The following is a 3,679-nucleotide window of genomic DNA, read 5'->3' on the forward strand; positions in this document are numbered from 1 at the left end:
GCCATGGCGCCCTGGGCCGCGGAGATCGAGGCCGGCCTCGCCGCGCCGCCGCGCCTGCCGCGGGCCTGGACCGCGACGCGGCGCCTCCTCGGTCTGCAGGGCGAGCCGAACCTCTGACAGGCCCCGGATTTTTCGGACGAAAAATCAGGGGCCGCGCGCGGCGGCGGGGCAGAAGAATTTTCGCAGGAAAATTCTTCGCCCGCGGCAAGGTTTCCGCCGCGCGCCGGACGTGCGATCCTGGGACCACCCGAAAGGAGGTGCCCCATGCTGACCGTCGAGTCCGATCGCCCTTGCCAGACCGTCGTCACGACCTTCGAGTGCTCGCCCGGCACTTGCGCGGATCTTCTCGATGCGCTGCGCGAGGCCTATGCCGAGTTCATCTCGCGGCAGCCGGGCTTCATCGCCGCGGCGCTGCACGTCAACGACGCGCAGACGCGACTCGCCAATTATTCCCAGTGGGAGACCCGTGAGCATTTCCTCGCCATGCTGCGCAGCGACGAGATGCGCACGCGCAACCGCGCGCTGAACGACCTCGCCCGCAGCTTCGAGCCGGTCATGTACGAGGTGGCGGCGACCTATGGCTGATCTGCCCGCGGCGCTTGCGCTCGACCGGCGGGAGGGGCTGCCCGAGACGCTGACGGTGCTGCTGGAGGAGCATCCCCGCGAGGGCTGGGCGGAGGATCCGGGCTTCGCCGGGCTGGTGCAGTTCTGGATGGAACGGCACGCGATGTTCCGCGAACTCGCGACGATGCTGAGCGGGGAGGCGAGGGCCGCGGAGGCGGGCCGCCTCGATCCCGCGCGTTTCGCGCCGCGGCTCTCGCGCTTCGGGGGGCTCTTCGTGCAGGAGTTGCACGGGCATCACATGATCGAGGATCACCAGTATTTCCCCGTGCTGACGCGGCTCGAGCCGCGGCTGGAGCGCGGCTTCGCGCTGCTCGACGCGGACCACCACGCGCTCGACCCGTGGCTCGCGCGGCTCGCGGAGCGTGCGAACGCCGCCATCGGCGCGGCGCGGTCGAACCGGGGCGTCGCCGACGCGGCCGGCCCGCTCGCCGACGATCTCGCCGCCTTCGCACCGCTGCTCGAGCGGCACCTCACCGACGAGGAGGATCTGGTCGTGCCGGTCCTGCTGCGCCACAAGGGAGGCGGGCTCGGATGATCGGTGTCAAGGCCCCGGTCGTGACGCCGCGTCAGACTGAGCACGCACAAGGAAAGGGAAACGCATGTACAAACACATCCTGGTGCCCGTCTCCTTCGAGGAGGGGCGCGACTCGGCGGGGGCGCTCGACGTGGCCAAGGTGCTCGCGGACGACGGTGCGCGCATCACGCTGCTGCACGTGATCGAGCGGCTGCCGAGCTACGCCATCTCCTACGTGCCGCAGGACTACGTCAAGAACGCGCGCGCCGCGATCGAGGGGGAGCTCACGCGGATGGCCGAGGATCTGCCGCGGGCGGACACCCTTGTCATCGAGGGGCACGCCGGGCGAACGATCCTCGACTGGGCGGAGGACAACACGCCCGACTGCATCGTGATCGCCTCGCACCGGCCGGGGATGCAGAACCTGCTTCTGGGCAGCACGGCGACACAGGTCGTGCGCCATGCCGCCTGCGCGGTACATGTGATACGCTGACACGAGGACAACCGAAGGGAGGACCCGCCATGTTCAGAACCGCCGTCGCCGCCGCGCTCGCCGCGACCGTGAGCGCCGCTGCGCTGCCCGCGCTCGCCGACGAAGACGCGCCCCGCGTCGGGCTCACCCCCGAGCTCGACAGCGTGACCATCGAGACGCGCTCCGGCCCGGTGGAAATCCGCCGGGCGCAGGATCCCGAGAACCGGCTCGAGGGCGACTGGGCGCGCACCTCGCGGCCCTGTCCGGAGTTCTGCATCCAGCCGCACCAGCCGGCCGAGGGCGTCTCGACGATCGGCGAGCTGGAGCTCATCGAGAAGCTCGAGGACCCGGAGGTGATCGTCGTCGACAGCCGCACGCCCGACTGGTACGCGGGCGGCACCATCCCCGGTGCGATCAACATCCCCTACACCGACGCTGTCGACCAGATGAGCGAGCTTGGCTGCGAGGTCGATTTCGACGGCTGGGATTGCTCGAACGCGCAGGACGTCACCCTCTTCTGCAACGGCATCTGGTGCGGGCAGTCGCCCGTCGCCATCCGCCGCATGGTCGAGGCCGGCTTCCCGGCCGAGAAGATCAGCTACTACCGCGGCGGCATGCAGACCTGGCGCATGCTGGGGCTGACCGTCACGGGCGGCGAGGGCTGATCGCAGCGTGAGTGCGCCGGGCCTGCTGGTCGTGGGCGGCAGCGGGCGGATCGGCCGGCTGCTCGCCCGCGCCTGGACCGCGGCGCCACCGCCTGTCGCCCCCCTCTGGCAGAGCCGGCGCGACGGGGATGGCGCGTTGCGCTGGGCGCCGCTGGAGGGCGCAGGGGGGCTGACCGCGCAACTCGATGCGGCCCCCGCCGCGATGCTGGTGCTCGCGGGGGTCACGCCCGCCCCCGGCGCGGCGCTCGGCATGAACGCGCCCCTCGCCGCGGCCTGTCTCGAGGCGGCGCGCGCGGCAGGTATCCCGCGCGTGCTCTATGCCTCCAGCTCCGCCGTCTACGGCGCACCCGGCGCGCGGCCCTTCCGCGAGGACGACACGCCGGCGCCGGTCACCGCCTACGGCGAAGCGAAGCGGGCGGCCGAGGCCGCCTGCGCCGCGGCGCGGACGGCCGGCCTCGAGGTTTGCGTGCTCCGCATCGGCAACGTTTTCGGCGCCGACGCGCTGATGTCCAACGCCGCGCGCCTCGCGCCGGGCGAGGCGCTGCGCATCGACCGCTTCGCCGACGGCGCCGGCCCGGAGCGGAGCTATGTCGGACCCGCGACGCTCGCGCGCGTGCTCGGCGCGCTGGCGGCGGACCCGGCGCCCTTGCCCGCCACGCTCAACCTTGCCGCGCCGGGGGGCGTGTCGATGGCCGACCTCGCCTCGGCCGCCGGCCTGCCGTGGCACTGGACACCGGCGCCGGAAGGCGCGGTGCGCCGGCTCCTCCTCGATTGCACGGCGCTCGCGCGGCGCGTGCCGTTCGCCGCCGCGGAGAATACCGCCCGCGGGATCGCCGCCGAACTCGCCGGCTTGCCGGGCGCGGCTTACCCCCTATCTTGACGTAGGGGCAAGTCGCCCCGTCAAGGGAGGAAACCATCATGAAACCCTGGATCGCCGCGGCGTTCGCCGCGGGCGTCGCCGTCACGCCGGCGCTTGCGCAGGAGCGCACTTCCGCGCCCGAGACAGCGGAAGTGTACATCGTCAGCCCGACCGACGGCGCGACGGTCGCCTCGCCCGTCACGGTGCGCTTCGGGCTCTCCGGCATGGGCGTGGCCCCGGCCGGGGTGGAACGGGAGGTGACGGGCCACCACCACCTGATCGTCAATGTCGCGCCCGAGGACGTGGACATGGCACAGGCCGTCCCCTCGGACGACCAGCATCTGCACTTCGGCGGCGGACAGACCGAGGCGACGCTCGACCTGCCGCCGGGGGAGCACAGGCTGTGGCTCCTGCTCGGGGATGCGTTCCACGTGCCGCATGATCCGCCCGTCATGTCCGAGCCGATCCGCGTCACCGTCGAGTAGGCGACGGCTGGGCTTCGGCCACGCCCCTCGCGCGGCAGGGGCAGCACGATGGCCGCGCCG

The 3,679-nt window shown here is 72.5% G+C and carries 7 protein-coding genes; all 7 read left to right on the forward strand.

Annotated features, from left to right (window positions below; genetic code table 11):
- Window positions 1–3 precede the first annotated feature (3 nt).
- Window positions 4–117, forward strand: a complete 114-nt coding sequence (locus tag ACESL7_RS14285; RefSeq protein ID WP_372893976.1) for a DUF6206 family protein — start codon at window positions 4–6, stop codon at window positions 115–117.
- Window positions 118–264: 147 nt separating this feature from the next.
- Complete coding sequence (locus ACESL7_RS14290) at window positions 265–585, forward strand: antibiotic biosynthesis monooxygenase family protein (RefSeq protein WP_372893970.1); 321 nt, start codon at window positions 265–267, stop codon at window positions 583–585.
- On the forward strand, window positions 578–1,159 hold the full coding sequence (locus ACESL7_RS14295; protein WP_372893971.1) for a hemerythrin domain-containing protein: 582 nt from the start codon (window positions 578–580) through the stop codon (window positions 1,157–1,159). The genes ACESL7_RS14290 and ACESL7_RS14295 overlap by 8 nt, the downstream gene beginning before the upstream one ends.
- 64 nt (window positions 1,160–1,223) lie before the next feature.
- A complete protein-coding gene (locus ACESL7_RS14300; RefSeq protein WP_372893972.1) occupies window positions 1,224–1,631 on the forward strand; it encodes a universal stress protein in 408 nt (135 codons plus the stop codon).
- 29 nt (window positions 1,632–1,660) lie between these two features.
- Window positions 1,661–2,275, forward strand: a complete 615-nt coding sequence (locus ACESL7_RS14305; protein ID WP_372893973.1) for a rhodanese-like domain-containing protein — start codon at window positions 1,661–1,663, stop codon at window positions 2,273–2,275.
- Window positions 2,276–2,282: 7 nt separating this feature from the next.
- Window positions 2,283–3,155 (forward strand): NAD-dependent epimerase/dehydratase family protein, encoded by an 873-nt coding sequence (locus tag ACESL7_RS14310; RefSeq protein WP_372893974.1) that lies wholly within the window; start codon window positions 2,283–2,285, stop codon window positions 3,153–3,155.
- A 38-nt stretch (window positions 3,156–3,193) separates the two neighbouring features.
- Window positions 3,194–3,619, forward strand: a complete 426-nt coding sequence (locus ACESL7_RS14315) for a DUF4399 domain-containing protein (protein ID WP_372893975.1) — start codon at window positions 3,194–3,196, stop codon at window positions 3,617–3,619.
- The last annotated feature ends 60 nt before the right edge of the window (window positions 3,620–3,679 follow it).

This window comes from Rhodosalinus sp., from assembly GCF_041685465.1.
Classification (GTDB): domain Bacteria; phylum Pseudomonadota; class Alphaproteobacteria; order Rhodobacterales; family Rhodobacteraceae; genus Rhodosalinus.

Bases quoted from the DNA above. Each gene is read 5' to 3' on its own strand.
- ACESL7_RS14285 (WP_372893976.1), top strand. From the start codon at position 4: ATGGCGCCCTGGGCCGCGGAGATCGAGGCCGGCCTCGCCGCGCCGCCG.
- ACESL7_RS14290 (WP_372893970.1), top strand. From the start codon at position 265: ATGCTGACCGTCGAGTCCGATCGCCCTTGCCAGACCGTCGTCACGACC.
- ACESL7_RS14295 (WP_372893971.1), top strand. From the start codon at position 578: ATGGCTGATCTGCCCGCGGCGCTTGCGCTCGACCGGCGGGAGGGGCTG.
- ACESL7_RS14300 (WP_372893972.1), top strand. From the start codon at position 1,224: ATGTACAAACACATCCTGGTGCCCGTCTCCTTCGAGGAGGGGCGCGAC.
- ACESL7_RS14305 (WP_372893973.1), top strand. From the start codon at position 1,661: ATGTTCAGAACCGCCGTCGCCGCCGCGCTCGCCGCGACCGTGAGCGCC.
- ACESL7_RS14315 (WP_372893975.1), top strand. From the start codon at position 3,194: ATGAAACCCTGGATCGCCGCGGCGTTCGCCGCGGGCGTCGCCGTCACG.